14 protein-coding genes are annotated in these 19,226 nt (G+C 47.5%); 8 read left to right on the top strand and 6 right to left on the bottom strand.

The window, feature by feature from the left end; translation table 11 throughout:
* Window positions 1-95 precede the first annotated feature (95 nt).
* From F0P94_RS03355 to F0P94_RS03345, 3 genes are all read left to right on the top strand, one after another.
* Window positions 96-4,442: a CusA/CzcA family heavy metal efflux RND transporter gene (locus tag F0P94_RS03355; protein ID WP_150902276.1), complete on the top strand. Its 4,347-nt coding sequence runs from the start codon at window positions 96-98 to the stop codon at window positions 4,440-4,442.
* A gap of 10 nt (window positions 4,443-4,452) precedes the next feature.
* Window positions 4,453-5,577, top strand: a complete 1,125-nt coding sequence (locus tag F0P94_RS03350) for an efflux RND transporter periplasmic adaptor subunit (protein WP_150902275.1) — start codon at window positions 4,453-4,455, stop codon at window positions 5,575-5,577.
* Between the two features lie 428 nt (window positions 5,578-6,005).
* Window positions 6,006-6,755 carry an SIMPL domain-containing protein gene (locus tag F0P94_RS03345; protein WP_150902274.1) on the top strand — a complete coding sequence of 250 codons (750 nt, stop codon included), beginning with the start codon at window positions 6,006-6,008 and terminating at the stop codon, window positions 6,753-6,755.
* A gap of 242 nt (window positions 6,756-6,997) precedes the next feature.
* On the opposite strand, the gene F0P94_RS03340 is transcribed toward F0P94_RS03345, so the two are convergent.
* On the bottom strand, window positions 6,998-7,993 hold the full coding sequence (locus F0P94_RS03340) for a hypothetical protein (protein WP_150902273.1): 996 nt from the start codon (window positions 7,991-7,993) through the stop codon (window positions 6,998-7,000).
* Between the two features lie 226 nt (window positions 7,994-8,219).
* On the opposite strand from F0P94_RS03340, the gene F0P94_RS03335 reads away from it, so the two are divergent.
* From F0P94_RS03335 to F0P94_RS03320, 4 genes are all read left to right on the top strand, one after another.
* Window positions 8,220-9,599, top strand: coding sequence for an ATP-binding protein (locus F0P94_RS03335; protein WP_191906897.1), 1,380 nt, complete (start codon window positions 8,220-8,222; stop codon window positions 9,597-9,599).
* Window positions 9,600-9,665: 66 nt separating this feature from the next.
* Entirely contained in the window at window positions 9,666-10,391 is a 726-nt protein-coding gene (locus F0P94_RS03330; protein WP_150902271.1) for a sensor histidine kinase, read from the top strand.
* A gap of 23 nt (window positions 10,392-10,414) precedes the next feature.
* On the top strand, window positions 10,415-10,828 hold the full coding sequence (locus F0P94_RS03325) for a response regulator (protein ID WP_150902270.1): 414 nt from the start codon (window positions 10,415-10,417) through the stop codon (window positions 10,826-10,828).
* 69 nt (window positions 10,829-10,897) lie between these two features.
* Window positions 10,898-13,228: a response regulator gene (locus F0P94_RS03320; protein WP_150902269.1), complete on the top strand. Its 2,331-nt coding sequence runs from the start codon at window positions 10,898-10,900 to the stop codon at window positions 13,226-13,228.
* A gap of 251 nt (window positions 13,229-13,479) precedes the next feature.
* On the opposite strand, the gene F0P94_RS03315 is transcribed toward F0P94_RS03320, so the two are convergent.
* Together F0P94_RS03315 and F0P94_RS03310 are read right to left on the bottom strand one after the other, a co-directional pair.
* A complete protein-coding gene (locus tag F0P94_RS03315) occupies window positions 13,480-13,791 on the bottom strand; it encodes a hypothetical protein (RefSeq protein ID WP_150902268.1) in 312 nt (103 codons plus the stop codon).
* Window positions 13,792-13,884: 93 nt separating this feature from the next.
* Complete coding sequence (locus F0P94_RS03310) at window positions 13,885-15,123, bottom strand: ABC transporter permease (protein ID WP_150902267.1); 1,239 nt, start codon at window positions 15,121-15,123, stop codon at window positions 13,885-13,887.
* A gap of 144 nt (window positions 15,124-15,267) precedes the next feature.
* Between F0P94_RS03310 and F0P94_RS03305 the strand changes: the two genes are divergently transcribed.
* Window positions 15,268-16,533, top strand: coding sequence for an asparagine synthetase B (locus F0P94_RS03305; protein WP_150902266.1), 1,266 nt, complete (start codon window positions 15,268-15,270; stop codon window positions 16,531-16,533).
* Between the two features lie 281 nt (window positions 16,534-16,814).
* Here F0P94_RS03305 and F0P94_RS03300 read toward each other — a convergent pair whose 3' ends face one another.
* From F0P94_RS03300 to F0P94_RS03290, 3 genes are read right to left on the bottom strand one after another with little or no spacing between them, the layout of a single operon-like run.
* Entirely contained in the window at window positions 16,815-17,573 is a 759-nt protein-coding gene (locus tag F0P94_RS03300; RefSeq protein WP_150902265.1) for a PKD domain-containing protein, read from the bottom strand.
* A 25-nt stretch (window positions 17,574-17,598) separates the two neighbouring features.
* The gene (locus F0P94_RS03295; protein ID WP_150902264.1) at window positions 17,599-18,315 is read right to left on the bottom strand and encodes a PKD domain-containing protein; all 717 of its coding nucleotides are present in this window, start codon (window positions 18,313-18,315) and stop codon (window positions 17,599-17,601) included.
* Window positions 18,316-18,328: 13 nt separating this feature from the next.
* Window positions 18,329-19,099 carry a PKD domain-containing protein gene (locus F0P94_RS03290; protein ID WP_150902263.1) on the bottom strand — a complete coding sequence of 257 codons (771 nt, stop codon included), beginning with the start codon at window positions 19,097-19,099 and terminating at the stop codon, window positions 18,329-18,331.
* Window positions 19,100-19,226 lie beyond the last annotated feature (127 nt).

Raw genomic sequence — 19,226 nt, 5'->3', positions numbered from 1 at the left:
ATCTTTCCTGCTGTTTGCATACACGTTGCGTGTTTGCCTGGCTGGTATGTATTTTTTTTCTAAAGCTGCTTCAGCTGTATTAACAGATTTATTTCATGTTAAATAATATTATTGCGTTTTCCGTAAGGAATAAACTCCTTATCGGGCTATTTACGCTGGCGCTCATCGGGCTGGGAATTTATGAAACCACCCGCCTGCCCATCGATGCCCAGCCCGACATCACCAACAACCAAGTTCAGGTAATTACAGTGGCCCCTTCTTATGGCGCCACCGACATCGAACGGCTGGTTACTTTCCCCATAGAACAGGCCACCAGCAACATTGCCGGCTTGGAAGAGATCCGTAGCTTTTCCCGTTTTGGCCTCTCTTTGGTTACCATTGTTTTTACCGATGAAACGGATATTTACTGGGCGCGGCAGCAGGTGGCCGAAAGGCTGCAGAAGGTACAGGGCCAAATCCCTGAAAGCATCGGTACGCCCGAACTGGGGCCAATTTCTACCGGATTGGGGGAAATTTACCAGTACGTGGTGAGGCCGGAAAAAGGCTACGAAAGCCGCTACAACGAAACTGACTTGCGCACCATTCAGGACTGGATCGTGCGGCGGCAGTTGCTGGGCGTGAAAGGCGTAGCGGAAGTAAGCAGTTTCGGGGGCAAGTTGAAACAGTACGAAGTAGCCGTAAATCCGAATAAACTGCAGGCTTTCAACCTTACCATAAACGATGTTTTTCAGGCCCTGGAAAACAACAACCAGAACACTGGCGGCGCTTACATAAAAAAAGGCCCTACGGTTCTATACATCCGGAGCGAAGGCCTCATCAACTCGCCGGCCGATATTGGAAATATTGCGGTTAAAGGAACCGGAAACGGTATTCCCATTCTCTTAAAAGACATTGCCCAGATCAATACCAGTCATGCGCTTCGCTACGGCGCGCTGGGTTACAACGACCAGGGCGAAGTTTCGGGCGCCATTGTGATGATGCTGAAAGGCGCCAACAGCAACGAGGTAATCAAGAATGTTAAAGACCGCATTGCCATTATCCAGAAAACCCTGCCCGAAGGCGTCGTGATCGAGCCGTTCCTGGACCGCACCAAAATGGTGAACAACGCGATCGATACGGTACTGGTAAACCTGGCGGAAGGCGCTTTGATCGTGGTTTTCATTCTGGTGCTTTTCCTGGGGAATTTCCGGGCCGGACTTTTAGTGGCTTCCGTGATACCCTTATCCATGCTGTTTGCCATTATTATGATGAATGCCTTTGGCGTGAGCGGAAACCTGATGAGCCTGGGCGCGCTGGATTTTGGGTTGATCGTGGATGGCGCCGTAATTATTGTGGAAGCCGTCATGCATCAGCTTTACCACAGTAAAAAACTCCCAGGCCAGCATCTGATCTCCCAGAAAGAAATGGACAACCAGGTAAAATCTTCGGCTGGAAAAATGGTGAACAGCGCCGTTTTCGGGCAGATCATTATCCTGATCGTGTACCTCCCGATCTTCGCCTTGCAGGGCATTGAAGGGAAAATGTTTAAGCCGATGGCCCAGACGGTAGCTTTTGCCCTGATTGGCGCCTTTATTCTTTCCCTGACCTATATTCCGATGATGAGTTCCCTGGTATTAAGCAAAAAACGCTTTCACAAACCTAACTTTTCGGATAAAATGATGTACCGTTTAGAAAAATTGCATCAGGTTACCCTGGTGAAAGCCCTGCGTTTCCCGAAAGCCATTGTCGCATCCATGGTGGGTTTATTTGTGGCAGCGCTCCTGGTGTTTTCAACCCTGGGCGGGGAATTTATTCCGGCCCTGGAGGAAGGCGATTTTGCCGTGGAAACCCGCATCCTGACCGGCAGCACCCTCGGAACCACCCTCGAAGCCACCCAGAAAGCCGCTCATATCCTGAAGACCGAATATCCGGAAGTGGAAACCGTGGTAACCAAGATCGGCAGCGCCGAAGTGCCCACCGAGCCCATGCCCATGGATGCCGGCGACATGATCATTACCCTGAAACCCAAAAAGGAATGGACCTCGGCGGCAAGTTTCGACGAACTGGCCCAGAAAATGAGTAAATCCCTGGAAGCCATTCCGGGCATGAATACCAGTTTCCAGTTCCCGGTGCAAATGCGTTTCAACGAACTGATCTCCGGCGCGCGCCAGGACATTGTGGTGAAGATCTTCGGCGAGGACCTGGATACGCTGGCCTTTTACGCGCAACGTTTCGGACACATCATCAATACCGTAGAAGGCGCCCGGGACCTGTATGTGGAACCGGTAGTGGGTATGCCCCAGGTAGTGATCGACTATAACCGGCCGGCCATGGCGCAATATAATTTATCAATTGCGGCCGTGAACAACATCGTGAACACAGCTTTTGCCGGACAGACGGCCGGGATGGTTTTTGAAGGCGAAAAGCGCTTCGATCTGGTGGTGCGGTCGGCAAACGAGCAGCGCCAGAGCATGGATGATATCCGGAACCTGCTTATTCCTACGCCTCAAGGTTTGCAAATTCCGCTGCACCAATTGGCTTCCGTTGAAATTAAAGATGGTCCGTTCCAGATCCAGCGCGAGGATGCCAAACGGAGAATTATTGTCGGGTTTAATGCTCAGGGCCGTGATGTGCAAAGCCTGGTGAATGAACTGCAGCAAAAACAGTTTTCCCAGCTGAAACTGCCGCCCGGTTATACCATTACCTACGGCGGTACTTTCGAGAACCTGAACAAGGCCAAAGAACGCCTGATGATCGCGGTTCCGGTATCGCTGCTCTTGATCTTCATTTTACTTTATTTCGCTTTCCACTCCGTAAAGAACAGCCTTCTTATTTATACCGCTATTCCGCTTTCGGCCATTGGCGGGATCTTTTTGCTGGCCTTGCGTGGCATGCCCTTCAGCATCAGCGCCGGAGTGGGTTTTATAGCCCTGTTTGGCGTAGCGGTGCTGAATGGCATTGTACTGGTGGCTGAATTTAACCGATTGAAGAAGGGCGGCATGCGCGACCTTTCCCGGGTGGTTTTAGCCGGAACCAAAATGCGTTTGCGCCCGGTACTCATGACCGCCTTTGTGGCTTCGCTGGGCTTTTTACCGATGGCCCTGAGCAAGGGCGCGGGTGCGGAAGTGCAGCGTCCGCTGGCCACCGTAGTGATCGGCGGCTTGCTACTGGCAACCTTCCTTACCTTATTCGTGCTGCCGGTGCTTTATATTCTGTTCGAAAAAGTAAACCTGCCGAAGCGCGGCTTGGCCAAAGGATTGATTATTGCGGGAATAGTAAGTTTAAGTGGTACGGATGTTTGGGCTCAGAAACTAACCTTGCCCGAAGCCCTGAACCAGGCCACCGAACAAAATTTTGCCCTGAAAAATAAAAAGCTTCTGGCCGAATACCAGAAACTCCGGATAGGAACCGCTTACGACCTGCCGCAAACCGCCGTTTCGGCGGAGCTGGGGCAGTTTCAAAGCAATTATTTCGATACGCGCCTGGGCGTTTCCCAAACCCTGAATTTCCCAACGGTATACGCCCGGCAGAAAAAAGTGCTGCAGGAAGAATGGCATACAGCCGTAATGGGCGTGACCCTGGCCGAAGCTGAGATCCGGAAAAATGTAACCGGCTTGTTCTACCATATTCTGGTGCTTCGGGAACAGGAGAAAATTCTGCAGCAGACAGACAGCCTGTACCAGGCATTTTTGCAGCGCGCGCAATTACGGTTCGACAAGGGCGCTACAAACCAACTGGAAATAACATCGGCACGGCTGCAGCGGGAAAACAGCAGTAACCAGCTCCGGCTGTTGCAGGCTGAATTACAGTTAGCCAGACTGCAGTTGCAATTATTGCTGCAGGCGCCGGAGTCCGTAGAGCCGGTTGCCACTTCGCCTAAAATGAGTTTCCCGGTTCAAACCGATAGCCTTTTACTGAAGGAACATCCGGCGCTGCAAATAACGCAACAGCAACTTAAAACTGCCGATGCCGCCCTGAAGCTGGAACGGTCGAAACTGCTGCCTTCGCTGAGCGTTGGGTACTTCAATCAGAGCTTTGTAAATACAGTGGCGAACGATCAAATACTGGATGCGCGCGACCGGTTCAGTTCCGTAGAAGTTGGTGTGGGTATCCCGCTATTTTCAGGGGCGCAACGGGCCCAGATCAAAGCTTCGGAAAAACAACTGGGGTTGGCGAAAAACGAACTGCAACAACAGCAAGCCCAGTTACAAACCACCTTCGACGCCACGCTGGCGCAATACCGGCAGCTTCAGGAACTGGTAAGCAGCTACGAGCAAAAACAGCTTCCGGACGCAACCCAGATGCTGAAAACGGCGCGGCAGCAATTCACCGCCGGCGAAATAAATTATCTGGAATGGGCCATGCTCAGCAACCAGGCACTGCAGATTCAGGCCAATTATTTCAATTACCTGAACGACCTGAACCAAAGCATCATCACGCTCAACTTCCTCCTTTCAAAATAAGAAATCCCTCATGAAAAATATATTTTTAATAATTGGTTTCGGGCTGCTGCTAAGCTGCAATTCCAAAGAAACCCAAACCGAACAACCTGCTGAAAAAGCGCAACCAAACCAGGTAACGCTTTCCGAAAAACAATTAAGTACGTTTGAACTCGCTACCCAGCCGCTGCAGAAAAAAATAATTCCCCAGACTATCCGGCTGAACGGTACCGTGGACCTGCCCCCGCAAAACCTGGTTTCGATGAGCAATGCATTGGGCGGTTACGTAAAATCCACGAACCTGATTCCCGGCAAGCCTTTCCGCAAAGGCGAAGTGCTGGCCACTATGGAAGACAACCAGTACATAGAACTGCAACAGGATTACCTCACCACTAAAGCAAAGCTACGGCAAACTGAAGCGGAATACGCGCGGCAAAAAGACCTTAACCAAAGCAAAGCCACCTCCGATAAAGAGTTTCAGCAGGCCGCCGCCGAAAACCAAGCCACCCGTATTGCCCTGCAGGCCCTGGAAGAAAAGCTGAAGCTCATCGCTATTAATCCGCAAACCCTCACGCCCAATTCCATAACCCGGACCATTAAACTGTACGCACCTTTTAACGGCTACGTGGCCAAAGTAAACGTGAACGTTGGGAAATACGCCTCCCCTTCCGATGTGCTTTTTGAACTGGTAAACCCGCAAGAGTTGCTGCTGAACCTGAAAGCCTTTGAAAAGGACATCGCCGGATTGCAGCCCGGCCAACCGGTGGTTGCCTTCACCAACAGCGCCCCGGATAAAAAACATGCCGCTGAAATTATTTATACCGGAAAAACCTTTGCCGAAGACCGTTCCATCGAAGTACACGCCAAACTGGAAAATGCCGAAAACCTGATCCCGGGTACTTACCTGAACGCGGAAGTGCAGCAAACCAGCAACGAAAGCTGGGCGGTTCCGGAAGAAGCCGTGGTGAGTTTTGAAGGCAAAGATTTCCTGTTCGTGGCCGCCGGTAAAAACACATTCGAGCTTGTTCCCGTTCAAACCGGTGCAAGTCATGAAAACTGGATCGAAATTAAGAATGCCGCCGCTTTTGAAGGCAGGAATATTGTTACCAAAGGCGCTTACAACCTTTTAATGGGAATGAAGAATACCGGGGAAGAGTAAGGAGTAATAGAAAGGCTATGTTGCAGATTTAGGCGGAGCTGTAATTTGTGGCTTTTTTCTATTAGCCAGTTTGTAAAGCGGAAGTAGCTGAGGTTCATCCCGCAAGTTTAGCGAAGCGTAACTTGTGGGGTCTTTATATAGCCAGTTTGTAACTGGCGGAAATAACTGATCAAATATTTCAGCATCCAATAGCAGCCGCTTTGGTTGCCTTGCAGGCAAGGTCTTTACAAACTGACCAAATGGTTACACACAAGTTACGCTTTGCTAAACTTGCGCGATGTTTTTTTCAAAAACGGCCTAAAAAAGGATAATTCCTTTTTCAGGCCGTTTTTTTTGCAACAAAATTCCGCGCTTTGGAATCAATTCAATTTCAGGCATTATGTTTGTAACTCACCTGACAAATTCAAATTTATACTTTCAATGAAACTATGAAAACCCGGAAATTACTGAGCGCCCTTTTGCTATCGTTTATCGCTTTAACTTCTTTTGCCCAGCTGCCTAAACCCCAGCCGCAAACCACGCCTTACCCGCCGTTGGTTACCGTTTCCGGAACCGGGGAAGTGAAGGTGCAACCCAACGAAATTATGCTGAGTCTGGCTGTAGACGTACGCGGCAAAACGCTTGACGAAGCCCGCAAACAGAACGACGAGAAAGTAGCTTCGGTGCTGGCTTATCTGAAAAAGTACGGCGTAGAATCGAAGGATGTGCAAACTACTTACATGTCCGTGCAACCCATTTATCATTCCGGGGAATACGGCCAAACGAACCCGGATTTTTACAGCACCCAGAAATCGGTTAATGTGCTCATCCGCAAGATCGATAAGTTCGATGACCTGCTGACCGGGATCTATAAAGCCGGAGCCAACCGGGTAGACGGCATCGAGTTCCGGACTTCCGAATTAAAGAAACACCGCGAACAGGCCCGTAAATTAGCCGTTCAGGCCGCCAAAGAAAAAGCAATTTCCCTTACCGGCGAACTGGGTACCAAAATCGGCCGGGTGTATGCTATAAACGAAAATTCCGGCGTGGGTTACCCGATGCCGTACCGGGGTATGGCCGGCGGCATGTACAATAAAATGGCTGAAGCAAGCATGTCCGACCAGAGCGGACCAACTATTGCCGGCGGCCAGATCATTATTTCTTCAACTGTAGAAGCAAGCTTTGTAATAGAGCAATAGTAAGACCTGCCTTTGCCAGCTACTATCAAATTACCAAAAATGTCATGTTGAGCGCCAGCGAAACAACTCGTCGGCGGTTTGCAATACTGTTAATTCTGACTTTTCTGCTGCGAGCCGACGAGGTCCTTCGCTCACGCTCAGGATGACAGAATTTATTAGAGAAAACACCTAAATTAAAAATCCGCTGCCTTTCGAGGACATCCCCGAAAAGCAGCGGATTTTTTTATGTTCAAAATTTCGGCTTAAATCACCGGCACTTCCCACTCCTGCAGTTCCCGGAAACGGCCTTCGGCATCGAGCAGGAAACTTAAAGGGCTTTCTGGATTTTGCAGGATCTGGTTACGGGAAATCTGCCAGGGTAGCCAGAATTTTTCCAAAGCCGTGGCGTAAACGCTATGCTCCCAGGGATTAAAAATGGTAGCCGTAATATCATCTACCAGCGTATCGTAGATCAGGTGCGTGTCTTCGGGTTTCTGGCGGCGTACAAAGTAATCCGGGGTCAGGTTGAAAATATACGCGGCATAGTAAACCCGGGCCGAAAACTCGGCCGCCTGGATCGGATGCAGGACTTTGCCTTCCACTTCCCGCCAAACCGGCGTCATGGCTTTTTTCAGGAAACCGTTGTCGAGCAGGTTGGCAATTATTAAAACGTTATCAAGCTGCAAACTGAACATCATGGTGGTCAGGTCGTCGCGGTAATTGAATTCGGTTTTTTGTTCTCCCTGCTGTAATTCCACCATAAAAATAGAGCAGGGCGTGAAATCATCGAATTCGATTGGTACCCGGATGGCCTGCATTAACTGGAAAAACGACTGGAATTTGTGCAGCATCTTCGGGTTTTCGCCTACGCTGTATTCCGGTTTTATGAGCGGGTTCTGTTCGGTTTTTAATTCGGTAACCAGAATGCCGTAGAACATTCGGGCAAGCCAGAGGAACAAGGTTTTTTCTTCCAGCGCCTGCAAACCTGGTAATCCGGTCTTACTGGCTGCTTCCACTTTCTGGTCCAGTTCCGCTACCTTTTCCGCACAAACCGGGCAGCAGGGAATTTGCATTTCGGTAAACGTAAGCGTACTCTGGTCGAGCAACTGCAGCTTTTTTTGACCTAAATCGTACCGTTTTTGCAGCCAACCGGAGAATACAGGAATCCGTTCATCGTCCGAAACAATGGTGCCACACAAAAAACAGGCGTGGCTGCTGAAGGTCATATTTACAAAGGGGTCGTAAAGCCGGAAATCCATAGCAGGGTAATTCAAGTTGAAGTGCAAAGTTAGGCCCAAATAGCGGAACCCAAAACTACCGGTTCCGTTTTTTTGATTTGCGTTGTTTTCTGGCTATTTTTGATACCGTTCGACTCTTCTTATGAAATTAATAACCAAGCTTTACCTGGGCATCGGGCTTATTTTATTTATATTTTCCGTTGTTACTGTCACCTATCTTTACCAGTCATCAAAGGTGAAGGCAGAGATGGAAAAAGTATTACTTTCCACCGAGATCCTGAGCCACTCGGAAGCCTTGCAAAAAACCCTGATCGATATGGAAACCGGTTTCCGGGGGTATATGATCGTGGAAAATGAATCTTTTCTGATCCCCTATAAAAAAGGGCATGAAACAGGTTTGAAAATTTTTCCTGTACTTACTCCCCTGGTAAAAGACAGCGCCGAGGCGCAGATGCTTCGGGGAATCAGACGCATCGGCCGAGACTGGATCAACAATTTTGCGCAACCGGTTATCGAAGCCAAACGAAAATCCATTCAGGATCCCTCCAAAAAGCCGGCCTTCGATTCCATTTTCAATGCCCAGGTAAAAACCGGCCTTGGTAATCAGAAAATGCTTCTGGTGCGGCAGAAGTTCGAAGAATTCGACCGGCATCAGATCGAAAATAAAAACGCCCAGATTGCTGCCTTTAACCAGTCCCTGGATTATACCCGGTTAGTTTCCATCATTCTAACGGCAATGGCTATTTTATTGGGGATTCTGATAGCCTTTTTGCTGGGCCAAACCGTGCGGAGGCGAATTACCGCGATGATAAACCTGGCCGATCATATTGCCCAGGGCGACTTCGAAGCGAGAATAGCCGACCATGAAAACGATGAAATGAGCAGGCTTTCCCGATCATTGAACGTAATGGGCGCCAAACTCAATGCCTATTTTACCAACCTTACCAAAATGAATAAGGAGCTGGACCAGTTTGCCTATGTGGTTTCGCACGACCTGAAAGCGCCGCTCCGGGCCATTAACAACCTGGCCGAGTGGATCTCGGAAGATATTAAAGACCAGGACCCGGAAATCCATAAAAACCTGCAGCTCATGCGCGGCCGCGTGCACCGGATGGAAAACCTGATAAACGGTATTCTCGCTTATTCAAAAGTCGGCCGCAAGGATGTGCCTACCGAAACGTTTCCGGTTACAAAACTGCTCACCGATATTGTCGATTCCCTGGCGCCGCCTAAAAACTTTACCATTGTGTTACCCGATAATGCGCCTGTTCTTACTACTGAAAAGATCTTTATGGAACAGGTTTTTACCAACCTCATCAGCAACGGTATTAAATACAACGATAAACCGGAAGGCCGCATCGAAATCCTTACCGGCGAAGAAAATGAGTTTTACCGGTTTTCGGTTACCGATAACGGGCCGGGAATTCCGCTGCAGTTCCAGGACCGGATCTTCGGGGTATTTCAGACCATGGAAGCCCGCGATACCCGGGAAAGTACAGGTGTGGGACTTGCCATTGTAAAGAAAATAATCGATGAAAAGGGCGGCCGCATCTGGATCGAATCGAAGGAACAGGAATTTACCTCTTTCATTTTCACCTGGCCGAAAAATAACGCGGTTAAACATTAATCAGACATAAGTATCAGGATTATTTATTCAATATTCCTGTTTTTCAATTCAAATTAACATACAAACATGATGCAGCCACACGCGGAAGATTGCCAGGAACGCTTGCAAAAAATCAATGCCGAGTTCGAAGAGTTCTCTTACATCGTTTCGCACGATCTGAAAGCGCCGGTCCGGGCTATTACGAACCTGGCTTCCTGGATCGAGGAAGACCTGGAAGGCACGTTACCCGAGGACAGCCAGGAAAATTTCCGCTTATTGAAAAACCGCGTAGGCAGGCTCGAAAAAATGATCCAGGCTTTGCTCGAATTCTCCCGCGTAGCCCGCCTGCAGCTGGAAACCGGCGCCGTAGATGTTAAAAGTAAAATAGAAAAATTGGCCCATGAGGTTGCTGAAAACCGGGAACTGAAACTTACAATTTCCGGTAAAATCGCTCCATTAGAAACTTATGCCGAAAAGTTAACTTTTGTGCTTGGAGAGCTGCTAAGGAACGCTATCTTTTTCAACAGTAAAACCCAGCCTGAAATTAAGGTGGAGCTGCAGGAGAATGCCGAAGCCCTGCAGATAACGATAGCCGATAACGGGCCGGGATTTCCGGAAACAAGCCTGCCGAAACTCTTCACCATGTTTTATACCGTACTTCCCAAAGACCAGCTGGAAACCACCGGCGCAGGGCTTGCAATTGTTAATAAAATCGTAAACTTTGTAGGTGGCAAAATTACGGCCGGCAACCATCCGGAAGGCGGTGCGGTATTTACCCTGACCTGGCCAAAAAAAATGCCATCTGCTAATTAAAAATTAAATAAATAAACCTAAGCATGAGCGAAAAACTGGTAAACATCCTGCTTGTAGAAGACGATGAAGTAGATATTATGAATGTGCAGCGCGCCTTCAAAAAAAACAACATCACCAACCCGCTTTACATTGCCCGCAACGGCCTTGAAGCCCTGGAAATGCTCCGCGACAAGATCGTGCCCATGCCCCAGATCGTGATCCTGGATCTGAACATGCCTAAAATGAACGGCATCGAATTCCTCCAGGAACTCCGCCAGGATCCGAGTCTGAAACACATCAGCGTTTTCGTAATGACTACTTCCAACGAAGACAGCGACAAACTGAATGCCTATAACCTGAACGTTGCCGGTTATATCCTGAAACCGCTTTCTTTCGAAAAATTCATTGCTTCGGTAGCCACCTTAGATAAGTACTGGAAGCTTTGCGAAAGGCTTTAATTGTTTTAAAACCCAGTATCCTTCGGTAATTCCTTCCTTTAAACCTGCAAGGGTTAATTTCCATTTGCTATGGCTGAACCGCTTCATATCCTGATAATCGATGACGATGATGTAGACCGTTTGACGCTGAAACGGTCGCTTAAAAATGCGGGCCTCAATGTCCGGACGGCAGTTGCCGATACGGCAGCGGCAGGACTGGAAAAATTCCGGCAGGAAAAATTCGACTGCATTTTCATCGATTTCAAATTGCCCGACCTCGATGGCCTGGAGCTATTGCAACAGATCCGGGAAGAAGATGCGCTGGTTCCGGTGGTGCTTATAACCTCATATGGCGACGAGCGCGTAGCCGCTGAAGCCATTAAACTCGGCGCTTCCGATTATATTTCGAAAGCACTCTTAACGCCCGAAGGTGTATCGCATAGCCTCAGAAGCACCATCCGCCTGAGCCAGGCCGAGCGCCTGAAAAAAAGCGTTGAAGAGCAATTCCAGGCTACCCAGGAAAGGCTGCATACGGTTGTAAACAATACCCCTATCGTAGTCTGGGAGATCGACGAGAACGATTGTTTCGTTATTATGGAGGGCAAAGGGCTGGAACAGCTTGGTATTAAACCGGAAGATGCCATAGGAAAGAATATGTATGAAGTTTTTCCTGACAGCCCTTCGGTAACGGATAATATCCGGAAAGCCTTAAACAATGAAGTAAATAGCGCCACGGTAGAAACTCAGGGCTACTGTTACCAGACACTTTACCAGGTTATTACCGATGACCAGGGAAAAGTTACCGGTTTAAGCGGCATATCTTTCGAAATTACTGACCGGGTTAAATCGGAACGGACGCTGCAAAAAGCAAAAGACCTGGCCGAAGATTCGGTAAAGATAAAGGAACAGTTCTTTGCCAACATGAGCCATGAGATCCGGACACCCATGAACGGGATTATGGGCCTTACCGAGGTGCTGCTGAAAATGGAAATGACGGATGAACAACGCACTTATTTAGATGCCATCCGCACGTCCTCCGAACGCCTGCTGGTAATCATTAACGATCTGCTAGATTTCTCTAAAATGGAAGCCGGCAAGCTTACCCTCCATGAAACCGGTTTCAACTTGCGCCAGCTTATTGCCGATACAGTTGAATTACTCAGTTCCCAGGCGAAGGATAGAAACAACCGCCTGAAAGTAATTATTGATTCTGAAATTCCGGAGGAGGTAGTCGGCGATCAGGTACGGCTGAGCCAGATTCTGACCAACCTGATCGGGAACGCCATTAAATTTACCGAAAACGGCCAGATCCGGATACTTGCCGACCTGGTGAACACAACGGAAGAAGATGTATTGGTGGAGTTTGAAGTGCAGGATACCGGCATCGGCATTCCTGAAGATAAACTGGCTTCCATTTTCGAAAGTTTTACCCAGGCCAGCAACGAAACCACGCGCAAATACGGCGGTACCGGCCTGGGCCTGACCATTACGCGCCAGCTGGTAGAAATGCAGGGCGGCAAGCTAACTGTTCGTAGCCGGGTGGGCGAAGGCAGCACGTTCCGCTTTGCCCTGAAATTTAAAACTGCTTCGGAGAAAGCTTCCGGAACCAGGGAAATTATGCAGGAGATCGATCCGGCGGAGCTTGGAAAAGTGCGCGTGCTTTTAGCTGAAGACAATGAAATAAACCAGATGCTGGCCCGCAAAGTAATTACCGACTGGGGTTTTGAATTAGACGTAGCCAGCAACGGCCGCATTGCGGTAGAAATGCTGAAGGAAAAAGATTACGATGTAGTTTTGATGGACATGCAAATGCCGGAAATGGACGGCTACGAAGCTACCGTGTACATCCGCAATGAAATGGGCCCGAAAAGTAATATTCCGATAATTGCTTTTACCGCGCACGCTACTAAAATGGAAATCGGGAAATGTATGCTGGCAGGGGCCAACGCCTACGTTTCGAAACCACTAAAACCTGCCGAACTGCTTAACGAAATTTATGATCAGGTAAGCAAGGAACCAGGCGTAGTTTTTAAACCAAGCCTGGAACCGGAAGCCGAAGAAAAGCCGGAACAATTAAGCGACATTAAGATCGATCTGACCTTTCTGAAAGAAATGGCCGGCGGCAACCAGGTTTTCATGAACGAGATCGTGGATATGTTCATCAGTTCTACGCCCGAAAGCCTGGCAAAAATGCAGGAAGCCATTGCTGAAAACGACTGGATAAACGTAAAGGCCATTGCACACAAGCTTAAATCAAGCATGTTCCTGGTGGGCATTAAAGAACTTGAAATGAACATGGTAGCCATCGAACAAAATGCCGGCAATCCGGCTGAGCAGCACCTGGTACAACGGCTTCTGGATCGCACCCGCCGGATCTGTGAATTTGCCATTCCAAGGTTAAAGGCGAAGATCGAAGCTTAACCTTTTCCTGGCGCAAGTGTTAAGCGAAAGCGTCACTTGCGCCTGAAAGACATAAGCCAGTCACCGGACTGGCGTTTCAAAATCTTTCCTAAAAAGTCCTCCCCTGCTTTTAGCCATTCAGGTGGGTTAAACACGGAAGTCTGGAGACTTCCTCCTCTTCTTTAAGCCCAAGTGACGCTTTCGCTGAACACATGCGCCAGAAAAACTACTATAAAACTAAAAACCAGCTTAGCGGCTGGTTTTATCATTTATCATTTTGCATTAACCTTCCGTAAGATTTCCAGCACCTGCTGGTTTAATTCAGGCTTTTCCGCCGGAGAAGTTTTTAAAAGCGCCAGATACGGGAAATTAAATTTCTTTTCCAGAATAATCAGGTCCAGCAGGTAAGCATCGATTTCTGCAAGCAAGCCCTGAACCATTTCCTTGTTTTTTTCGGCTCCGGAAAGAACCTGCCGCATGCCTTCGTATTTATCTTTTTCGTCCCGCACCATTTCCCGGAGCCGGGGCAGGATTTTCCCTTCGCTGGAGAGCTTTTGTAAAAATTGCAGGATGCAGAGCTTCATGAGGACGGAATGCGGGTATTTAAAAGTTAATTACTTGGTTACTAATAATATTGCTTAAAGGTTATATTAGTTTCCAGTTTCCAAAGGTAGCGTTTATTCGTAGCGGAGCGCTTCAATCGGGTCGAGTTTGGAAGCTTTGAATGCCGGATACCAGCCAGAAATAACGCCTACGGTAATGCATACTATTAACCCAACAAAAACCCAAAGCCAGGGCACCATAAAAGCACCTTCGCTAATGGCGCTGGCAATCAGGTTCCCGATCCCAACGCCCATAATAATGCCGGCAATGCCACCCAGCAAGCAAATTACAATAGCTTCGATAAGGAACTGCTGCCGGATCTTCTGAGCCGTAGCACCCAGAGCTTTCCGGATGCCAATTTCGCGGGTACGTTCCGTAACCGATACCATCAGGATATTCATTAAGCCAATGGCTGCACCTAAAAGGGTAATAAAACCGATCAGAAAACCGCCTACCTTCATAAAGCCTGAAATATCGTCGAGCGTTTTTAGCATGGAATCCGAGCGCGTAATTTCAAAAGAATCTTCCTGCCCCGGTTTGTCCTGCCGCACGTTGCGCATAATGCCGGTGGCCTCCCCCATCAGATATTCCAGTTGTTCGGCGTTGGGTACGGCGGTTTTTATGGAATAGGTCAATTCCTGGTTGGTTGGAATCCGGTTGGCGGTTTCCAGCGGAATCAGCACCATGCGGTCGCTGCCCCGGCCGCCCATGGATGAACCGCTGGGTTCAAGTACGCCCACCACTTTAAAATGCCGGCCCAGAAAGGTAACGGTTTTGGAGATCGGGTTCAGGTTCCGGAAAAGCTTACTTTTGATCTCACTTCCAATTATAGCTACATCGGTACCGTTTTCGAGCTCAAAACTGGAAAAAGGCCGGCCTTCCTGCAGGTTGTAGTTTTCGTTAGCCAGGTAATTTTCGTCGCCGCCAACCACTACCGTGTTCGGGTTGGTTTTAACCTGGTTGTATTTTACGGTAGCCGCCCCGGTTATGGATGTGGCCAGGCTGATGCGGGCTTTATCGCCGTAGTACCGCTGGTATTGGGTTGCCTGGAAGAAAGAGATAGGCGGATAAACTTTTTCGGATTTTCCGCCCCGGTGCCTCCGGTTCTGGTAACCTTTGGCCCGGATATCGAAGGAATTGGCGCCGAGCGAAGAAAAGGTTTCCCCCACCGAATATTTAATACTGTCTACCGCCGTAAGAATTCCAACCAGCGACATAATACCGGTTGCCACGATAAGCGCGGTAAGCACCGTGCGGAGCAGGTTTCCCTGAATGGCGCGGAGGCTTTCTTTTATATTTTCTGTTAAATCCATGAGTTGACCGGAAGCTTATATACGCCAAACCCGGTTTTTATCGTTTAAACGGTACTGTTTTGCCTGTATAAATGTAAAAGCATTTTCCGACAAAACCGGTCAAAATTCGTAAATTTGTTTACACCCTGCTTTAGAACATTCTGCATGAGAAATAAATTTTTTGCCCTTCTGTTCCTGCTGCTTTGTTGCAGTTTCCGGAGTTTTGCCACCTATGTACTGGTGCCCATGGACGAAAGTCAGAAAGACCACCTGAAATCGTACGGGATTGCTTACTGGGTTTTGCAGCACCAGGTAGAAGTAGACTGGCTGCTGAATTACCGCGGCGGCAGTTTCGCTTTCCGCCACGATCCGAAAATAGAGAACGAAATGGTAGTTCGCGGTATTTCCTACCAGGTAATTTCCGACGCCAATTACAGCACCATTCTGGGCCAGATCAACGATCCAGATGCCAACATGGACGTGATGAAACTGGAAAAAGTGCCGAAAATTGCGGTGTATTCCCCTAAAAGCAAACTGCCCTGGGACGATGCCGTAACGCTGGTGCTTACCTACGCCGAAATTCCTTACGATGTGGTTTTCGACGATGAAGTGATGAAAGGCGAATTACCGAAATATGACTGGCTCCACCTCCACCACGAAGATTTTACCGGTCAGTACGGCAAATTCTACATCAATTACCGCTACCAGCCCTGGTATATTGCCCAGGTACAGGAAGCCGAAGCGGCCGCTAAACGATTTGGTTTCAGCAAGGTATCGCAACTGAAACTGGCGGTGGTGAAAAAGATGAAAGAATTTACGGCCGGCGGCGGTTTCCTGTTTGCTATGTGCTCCGCCACCGATACTTATGACATTGCCCTAGCAGCCGAAGGCGTGGACATTGCCGATGTAATGTTCGACGGGGACGGCGTAGACCCGAATGCCGACCGCAAACTTGACTTCAGCAAAACCTACGCTTTCAAGAACTTCAAACTGGTACGCGATCCGTACAGCGTAGAGTTTTCCGATATCGATAATCAGGCGCAGGAGCGTAACCTGACCGAGGAAAACGATTATTTCCAGTTGTTTACTTTTTCAGCCAAATACGACCCCATTCCGACCATGCTCACCCAGGACCACGTGAAAACGGTAAAAGGTTTTATGGGGCAGACAACGGCATTCAAAAAGCAGTTCATTAAATCGGAAACCATTATTCTGGGCGAGAACAGTGCTGCAAACGAAGTGCGCTACCTGCACGGCACTTTCGGCAAAGGCACCTGGACCTTCTACGGCGGCCACGATCCGGAAGATTACCAGCACATGGTTGGCGAAGACCCAACCGACCTGGCCTTACACCCGAACTCTCCCGGTTACCGCCTCATCCTGAATAATATTCTCTTCCCGGCAGCCAAGAAGAAGAAAATGAAGACCTAGGAATTTCCTTGTCAAAAAAAACGCCATTGCTATTTAGTAATGGCGTTTTTTGTAACGGCTTAAATAATCTTTCCCCTTTATTCTGGTTCCAGGCTGCCTGCAAAGTTAGTTCCCTTTCGTTGGCGGTTTCCTGATCGTACTTGTCTTACTATCCGTTCATTTCACGAAAATATTCCAGGCATTGGTTAAGATGAAGTTTTCCAGTGAAAGATCGTAGGACTTTGTTTAATATTAGAATTGCACTCCTGTAAGTTGTACAATTACCAACCAGTAGAGTTACACTATTTCAGATTTAAAATAAATCTGATCTCATAATCCTGGTTTTTCAATTCTACAAAACCGGTATTATTAACCGAATCCCACTGGGTAGCCTGAACAGGATTAAAAATCCAGGAAGTCATAAGCCGGGAAGTGTATTGGTCGGTAGTTACAGAATCAAATTCATATAACGCGAATTTATAATCTTCATTCAGGAAGGGATTTGCTACAAAGGTTAGGGATAAAGGAAGGGATGCCGGGGTAATGTTATTCTTAAGTTTAAAAGAAGGCATGTAATTTTCGAGGCTTAATTTGATAAACCCAAGCCAGACATCCGGACCAGAACCTTGGTCCCAGGGGTTTCCGGCCGGATCCGTAAACTTAAGCTTATTTATTACCAGTTCATTCACATAACGTTCGCCTACCACAATTGGCAGTGCCTTTACAGAAGGCACGCCTTTATTATCATAGGCTTTAAGTTTTACCGTGTATTTTCCGGGGTAGTTATATTTATGTTTGCCTTGATTGGTATTCGCAGAATCTCCATCGCCAAAATACCAGGTATATCGGGTAGCATTCGCGCTTTTATTTATAAAGGTTACAGTCTGTTTGATATCGGCCAGCTGAATGGTGGTACTGAAGTCTGCAGTAGCCAAAGATGCAGGAGGCAGTTCAACTACAGGTTCAGGTTCGTCGGAATGGTTGCTTTTACAAGCCGCGAAACCTAAGGTGAATAAAAAGAGAAATAAAAATCTTATGTTGGTTTTGACAGTGCTTACCATATTAGTTTTATTAATTGACTTCAGGTTACTTCATCGAATAACTGATCTCTACCCTCGGATACTCCCCTGATAAGGCCAGTTTTCCATACCGGTCTCTCCCATATTTTTGTATTTCCTTAATAGGATTAAAGATCCACTTTTTCATGGTCCGGATCTGCCCGGTTTGGCCATTTTCGGGGTTCTCTATCAAATGAACCGTAAGGTTATTATTAAACAGCAGCACCGGTCTATCTGATAATAATAAGAAAGCGGGAAGATTTTTTTGCGTTATATTATTACCTATAAACCAGGTTAATCCGCCTTGGCCCTGCGGGTAAAACCCAAGCGTAATATCAGGCCCGGAACCATCTGTATCCCACACAGAGCCAACACTATCTTTAAAATTCAAAGTAACAAGGCTGGCTCCTGATATAAAAAAGCGGCCGATATGCACGGTCACAGAGGTTTCACTCGTCTTCCCGTTAATATCTTTAACTTTCAGAATAACAGAATAATCGCCTGGGGTATTAAAGGTGGTGGTAACGGATTTTTTATTTGATTTTGCACCATTCCCTAAATCCCATTCATAGGTGTGCAGGTTGGTACTGGTGCTGGTAAAGGTTACTTCCTCGCCCGGCTCAGCAAGGTACTTGTCGGCCATTATACCAGCCTGCGGTCCAACCTCATCTTTGTTACAACCCAAAACGGCGGTTAGCAAAAGAAAAAGGATACAATAATAAATGGTAGAATTAAGGGTTTTCATGTTTCATTTCGGGTTAATAAACCTCAAAGAACAAGGTTATGTCGTAATCTGGCGCAGTAAGATTTCTAATGGATGTTCCCTTTTGGGTATCGAAATATTCCGGGGCACCGTTGGTAATGAACATGTCCATGTTTGTTACTGCGCCATTCATTTCAAATAAGCCAAAATAGTAAAGATGACTTACCTGCGTATAACCCAGGTTTTCGCCATATATTTTCAAAGGCGTGCTTAGCTTGTGGTAGAAAGGCAGCATGGTCTGGGTAAAATTATCACGCAGGTGGTTTGAAAAGAACCAGTTTGGGTTTTGGGTACCCAGGTGCATAGGTGCTACTCTGAATTCAATATCAGGGCCTGTCCCATCATTATCCCAGGGCTGGTTTGCCGGATTAAGGAATTTGATCTTGTCTACCTGTACTGCCGCCAGATAAACCTCCCCAACTTCTATGGTTTTTGTAAAGGTGCTAACGTCGTTATTCAGATTATAAGCTTTTAAGGTAATTGTATAAGTACCCGACACATTGTAATGGTGACTGGTGTTGAATTCGGTGGAGTTATGAATGTCACCGTTTCCGAAATTCCATTCATACCTAACCGCTTTGGTACTGCTGTTGTAAAGGTGGATGCTGTAACCTACTGGAACAATTTTATCGGAAAGTTCAAACCGGGCCTGTGGTAGTTCGGGCTTATTTCCCTGAACACCCTGAGCCGGTTTCTGATCTTCTTCATTGCCTTTGCATCCAATCAAGATCTGAAACAAAAAATACAGTATTAAAAGTCTATACATAATGCTTCCATTTGTTAACAATGCAAGATAATTTATTTTTGTTATAATAATTCAAACAGAATGAGGGGAGAAAAGATTTGAAGATTTTTTTTTAGAAATTTAACTATTAAGAAACAGGAAAGATTAA

This window comes from Adhaeribacter soli (genome assembly GCF_008727925.1).
In the GTDB taxonomy this organism is placed as follows: Bacteria; Bacteroidota; Bacteroidia; order Cytophagales; family Hymenobacteraceae; genus Adhaeribacter_A; species Adhaeribacter_A soli.
This window is presented reverse-complemented; position numbering and strand designations above follow the sequence as displayed.

What these genes read in the sequence shown, in the direction of transcription:
- F0P94_RS03355 (WP_150902276.1), top strand. Translation starts at nt 96, where the DNA reads ATGTTAAATAATATTATTGCGTTTTCCGTAAGGAATAAACTCCTTATC.
- F0P94_RS03300 (WP_150902265.1), bottom strand. Translation starts at nt 17,573, where the DNA reads ATGGTAAGCACTGTCAAAACCAACATAAGATTTTTATTTCTCTTTTTA.
- F0P94_RS03345 (WP_150902274.1), top strand. Translation starts at nt 6,006, where the DNA reads ATGAAAACCCGGAAATTACTGAGCGCCCTTTTGCTATCGTTTATCGCT.
- F0P94_RS03290 (WP_150902263.1), bottom strand. Translation starts at nt 19,099, where the DNA reads ATGTATAGACTTTTAATACTGTATTTTTTGTTTCAGATCTTGATTGGA.
- F0P94_RS03350 (WP_150902275.1), top strand. Translation starts at nt 4,453, where the DNA reads ATGAAAAATATATTTTTAATAATTGGTTTCGGGCTGCTGCTAAGCTGC.
- F0P94_RS03335 (WP_191906897.1), top strand. Translation starts at nt 8,220, where the DNA reads ATGGAAAAAGTATTACTTTCCACCGAGATCCTGAGCCACTCGGAAGCC.
- F0P94_RS03340 (WP_150902273.1), bottom strand. Translation starts at nt 7,993, where the DNA reads ATGGATTTCCGGCTTTACGACCCCTTTGTAAATATGACCTTCAGCAGC.
- F0P94_RS03295 (WP_150902264.1), bottom strand. Translation starts at nt 18,315, where the DNA reads ATGAAAACCCTTAATTCTACCATTTATTATTGTATCCTTTTTCTTTTG.
- F0P94_RS03325 (WP_150902270.1), top strand. Translation starts at nt 10,415, where the DNA reads ATGAGCGAAAAACTGGTAAACATCCTGCTTGTAGAAGACGATGAAGTA.
- F0P94_RS03315 (WP_150902268.1), bottom strand. Translation starts at nt 13,791, where the DNA reads ATGAAGCTCTGCATCCTGCAATTTTTACAAAAGCTCTCCAGCGAAGGG.
- F0P94_RS03330 (WP_150902271.1), top strand. Translation starts at nt 9,666, where the DNA reads ATGATGCAGCCACACGCGGAAGATTGCCAGGAACGCTTGCAAAAAATC.
- F0P94_RS03320 (WP_150902269.1), top strand. Translation starts at nt 10,898, where the DNA reads ATGGCTGAACCGCTTCATATCCTGATAATCGATGACGATGATGTAGAC.
- F0P94_RS03310 (WP_150902267.1), bottom strand. Translation starts at nt 15,123, where the DNA reads ATGGATTTAACAGAAAATATAAAAGAAAGCCTCCGCGCCATTCAGGGA.
- F0P94_RS03305 (WP_150902266.1), top strand. Translation starts at nt 15,268, where the DNA reads ATGAGAAATAAATTTTTTGCCCTTCTGTTCCTGCTGCTTTGTTGCAGT.